The 4,297-nt window shown below is 68.0% G+C and carries 5 protein-coding genes; 4 read left to right on the top strand and 1 reads right to left on the bottom strand.

From position 1 onward, the window contains the following. The 4 genes from QOI01_RS24445 to QOI01_RS24430 form a co-directional block, all read left to right on the top strand. On the top strand, nt 1-1,091 hold a 1,091-nt coding region (locus tag QOI01_RS24445), incomplete at its 5' end, for an urease subunit alpha (protein WP_526385558.1). Beyond that, nucleotides 1,091-1,726 carry an urease accessory protein UreF gene (locus QOI01_RS24440; RefSeq protein WP_526385556.1) on the top strand — a complete coding sequence of 212 codons (636 nt, stop codon included), beginning with the start codon at nt 1,091-1,093 and terminating at the stop codon, nt 1,724-1,726. The genes QOI01_RS24445 and QOI01_RS24440, both read left to right, overlap by 1 nt. Before the next feature lie 40 nt (nt 1,727-1,766). Beyond that, nucleotides 1,767-2,441, top strand: a complete 675-nt coding sequence (ureG, locus tag QOI01_RS24435) for an urease accessory protein UreG (RefSeq protein ID WP_526385554.1) — start codon at nt 1,767-1,769, stop codon at nt 2,439-2,441. Nucleotides 2,442-2,454: 13 nt separating this feature from the next. Further along, nucleotides 2,455-3,081, top strand: a complete 627-nt coding sequence (locus QOI01_RS24430) for an urease accessory protein UreD (protein ID WP_526385552.1) — start codon at nt 2,455-2,457, stop codon at nt 3,079-3,081. Here the strand turns inward: QOI01_RS24430 and ndh are convergent. Further along, a partial coding sequence (ndh, locus tag QOI01_RS24425; protein WP_526385550.1) for a type II NADH:quinone oxidoreductase Ndh occupies nt 3,078-4,297 on the bottom strand: 1,220 nt, incomplete at its 5' end. The genes QOI01_RS24430 and ndh overlap by 4 nt on opposite strands.

Genomic DNA, 4,297 nt, shown 5'->3' with positions numbered 1-4,297 from the left:
CCATGTGGGAGCAACTACGGGCAGGCGCAGCGGGATTCAAGCTCCACGAGGACTGGGGCACGACTCCCGCCGCCATCGACGCCTGCCTGACCGTCGCCGACGTGGCAGGGGTCCAGGTGAACCTGCATTCCGACACTCTCAACGAGGCCGGCTTCGTCGAGGACACGCTCGCCGCCATCAACGGCAGGGCGATCCACGCCTACCACACCGAGGGAGCGGGCGGTGGGCACGCGCCCGACATCATCACCGTGGTGTCGCACCCCAACGTGCTGCCCAGCTCCACCAACCCGACGCGGCCGCACACCGTCAACACCCTCGACGAGCACCTCGACATGCTGATGGTGTGCCACCACCTGAACCCCAGCGTCCCTGAGGATCTCGCGTTCGCCGAGAGCCGGATCCGGCCGTCGACGATCGCCGCCGAGGACCTGCTGCACGACATCGGCGCGATCTCGATGATCGGCAGCGACGCGCAAGCTATGGGCCGCGTCGGCGAGGTAGTGCTGCGTACCTGGCAGACCGCGCACGTGATGAAGAAGCGGCGGGGGGCGCTGGAAGGTGACGGTGCGGCCGACAACAACCGCGTTCGGCGCTATGTCGCCAAGTACACGATCTGTCCTGCGGTCGCGCATGGCCTCGACCACGAGATCGGGTCCGTCGAGGTCGGCAAGCTCGCCGATCTGGTGCTGTGGGAACCCGCCTTCTTCGGAGTGCGCCCGCATGCGGTGATCAAGGGCGGCATGATCGCGTGGGCGGCGATGGGGGATGCGAACGCGTCGATCCCCACGCCGCAGCCCGTCCTGCCGAGGCCGATGTTCGGTGCTGCGCCCGCCGCGGCGGCGGCCACGTCGGTGCACTTCGTCGCGCCGCAGGCCATCGAGGACGGTCTCGCCGACCGCCTCGCGGTCAACCGTCGGCTCGTCGCCGTCGGTGACGTCCGCAAGGTGAGCAAGGCGGACATGCCGCTCAACGACGCGCTGCCCCACGTCGAAGTCGACCCCGACACGTTCACCGTCACCATCAATGGCGATGTCTGGGCGGAGCAACCGGCCACCGAACTTCCCATGGCGCAGAGATATTTCCTCTTCTAATGTCGAACCTGGCAACCCTGTTGGCGTTGGCGGATTCTCGGCTGCCGACCGGCGGCCACGTCCACTCCGGTGGTGTCGAGGAGGGCGTGGCCAGTGGGCTGGTGGTTGACCTGCCGACGCTGCGCGCCTTCCTGCGCCGTCGCATCCGCACCAGCGGTCTGGTCACCGCTTCGATCGCGAGTGCGGTGCACGACGGCACGCTGAGCGTCGCGGACGCCGACGGTGAAACCGACGCGCGCACACCGGCTCCCGCGGCGCGCAGCGCGTCACGGGCCCAGGGGAGGGGCCTGGTGCGGTTGGCTCGCAAGGTGTGGCCGGATCACGACTGGGATTCGGTTGGCGTCAAACCCCACCTCGGCGTGGCGGCGGGTTCGGTCGGCTCGGTCAGCGGACTGCTCCCGGAACACACGGCGCTCTCGGTGGTCTACACGACGATGACCGGCTCCGCGACCGCGGCCCAACGGCTGCTCGCCCTCGATCCGGGCGACGTCGCGGCGCTGACCTTCGAGCTGTCACCGCTGTGCGATCAGACCGCCGCCGAGGCGACCAAGGAACTCGCCGACCTGTCCGATCCACTCCTCGACGTGCTGGCTCAACGTCACGTCGAACGGGACCGGTCTCTCTTCGTCTCCTGATGCACAATTCATTCCACTAGAAGGCCCGGGAGGTCACACCATGGCACCACATCTGTTCGACGGTGAGCCCCACACCCACGTCGAACGTCCGCGTCGCGTCCGCCATGCGGGCGAGCCATTGCGCATCGGCATCGGCGGGCCGGTCGGGTCGGGCAAGACCGCGTTGGTGGCCGCGCTGTGCCGACAGTTGCGTGACGAGTTGTCGCTCGCGGTGCTGACCAACGACATCTACACCACCGAGGACGCCGACTTCCTGCGCAGGCACGCCGTGCTCCCCGACGAACGCATCGCCGCGGTGCAGACCGGCGGTTGCCCCCACACCGCCATCCGCGACGACATCACTGCGAACCTCGACGCCATCGATGACCTGATCGCGGGCAACGAGTCCCTCGATCTGATCCTCGTCGAGTCGGGCGGTGACAATCTGACGGCCACCTTCTCCTCTGGCCTGGTCGACGTGCAGATCTTCGTCGTCGACGTGGCGGGAGGTGACAAGGTGCCGCGCAAGGGCGGTCCCGGCGTGACCTTCTCGGATCTGCTCGTCGTCAACAAGACCGACCTGGCGCCGATGGTGGGCGCCGACCTCGAGGTGATGCGCCGCGACTCGGCGAAGGTCCGCGGCGATCGACCGACGGTGCTGATCTCTCTGACCGACGACCCCACGGCGGCGCCGGTGCTCGACTGGGTAAACCAGCAGCTGCGCGTGCCGGTGTAAGGCGTTCCCCGCAATGCTTTCCGATGTTCTCATCGTCGCTTCCCCCGACCGCGCACCCCGCATCGAGTGCGTTGGCGGGTTGGCGGGCCGTCGCACCGACGCCGACACCGTGCACCTCGTGTCGGCCGCAGCGACGCCGTTGGGAGGGGACACCATCCGGGTTCGGGTGGTGGTCGAACACGGTGCCGTGCTCCGGTTGCGCAGTGCGGCCGCGACGATGGCAATGCCTGGCACGGTCACCGTGGAGTCGCGCGCGAGCTGGGATCTCGAGGTCGCCGGACGGCTCGACCTCGACCCGCAGCCGACCATCGTGGCCGGGCACGCGCGGCACGTGACGTCTACCAGGCTGACCGTGACCGGGGAGGGGAGCGTGCGCCTGCGCGAGCGTGTCCAGATCGGCAGATCCCAGGAACGCGAGGGCTTCTGGAGTGGCTCGCTGTACGCCGACGTCGACGGGGCACCCCTGCTGCGCCACCGCATCGAACTAGGCAGCGGCTCGGTCACCGACGACGAACTAGGCACACCCCTGGCGTGTGTCAGCGAATTACGTTATCCGCAAAGCGGTTTCGAGGCAGCCGGAACCGCGCTCGACCTGGCCGCGGGTGGCTGCCTCGCCACCTGGCAGGGCGACCGGCTCTAGCTCGCCGCCCGCTCGCCTTCCTTCGCCGCAGCCAGATCCTCGAGTTGTTCGATCCTGGTTCGCGCGTACGCCTGTTGCTCGGTGATGGTGAGCTGCCCGCGGCTGCGGCTCAGGAACGTCACCGCCCACGACAGCAGGGTCGCGACCTTCGTCTTGAAACCGACCAGATAGATCAGGTGCAGACCCAACCACGCCAGCCAGGCGATGAAGCCGCCGAACTCCAGCTTGCCGATCTGGGCGACCGCATTGTACTTCGACACCGTGGCCATCGAGCCCTTGTCGAAGTAGCTGAAGGGCTCGCGCGTCGTCGGATCCGCACCCTTCACCTCGGCCTTGATCAGGTTCGCCACGTACTTGCCACCCTGGATGGCGCCCTGTGCCATTCCCGGCACACCCTCGACGAAAGCCATGTCGCCGACCACGAAGACGTTCGGGTGACCGGGGATGGACAGGTCGGGCAGCACCTTCACCCGGCCGGCCCGGTCGACCTCGGTCTCGGACTGCGCGGCCAGATCCTTGCCGAGCGGACTCGCCGCCACACCGGCCGACCACACCTTGCAGGCCGACTCGATGCGCCGGAGCGTGCCGTCGGCGTCCTTCACCGTGATGCCGTTGCGGTCGACGTCGGTCACCATGGCATTGAGCTGGATCTCGACGCCCATCTTCTCCAGCCGGGCCTGCGCCTTGAGGCCCAGCTTCTTGCCCATCGGCGGCAGGACTGCCGGCGCGGCGTCGAGCAGGATGACGTGCGCCTCGGTCGGGTCGATGTGCCGGAAGCTGCCCTTGAGCGTCTGGTCGGCCAACTCCTGTATCTGGCCTGCCATCTCGACACCCGTGGGGCCCGCACCGACCACGACGAACGTCAGCAGCTTCTGGCGGCGGACCGGATCGCTGGAGCGCTCGGCCTGCTCGAAGGCGCCCAGGATCCGGCCGCGCAGCTCCAACGCGTCGTCGATCGACTTCATGCCCGGAGCGAACTCGGCGAAGTGGTCGTTGCCGAAGTACGACTGGCCCGCCCCCGCCGCGATGATGAGGCTGTCGTAGGGCGTCCGGTAGGTGTGCCCGAGCAACACCGAGTCGATCGACTTGTGCTCGAGATCGATGTGTGTCACGTCGCCGAGCAGCACCTGTGTGTTTTTCTGCTTGCGCAGGATCAACCGGGTGGGCGGAGCGATCTCCCCTTCAGAGATGATGCCGGTGGCCACCTGGTACAGCA

It is taken from the genome of Mycobacterium sp., from assembly GCF_032162605.1.
Classification (GTDB): Bacteria; Actinomycetota; Actinomycetes; order Mycobacteriales; family Mycobacteriaceae; genus Mycobacterium.
Note: the sequence above shows the minus strand (reverse complement) of the source record. Positions and strands in the feature narration are given on the sequence as shown.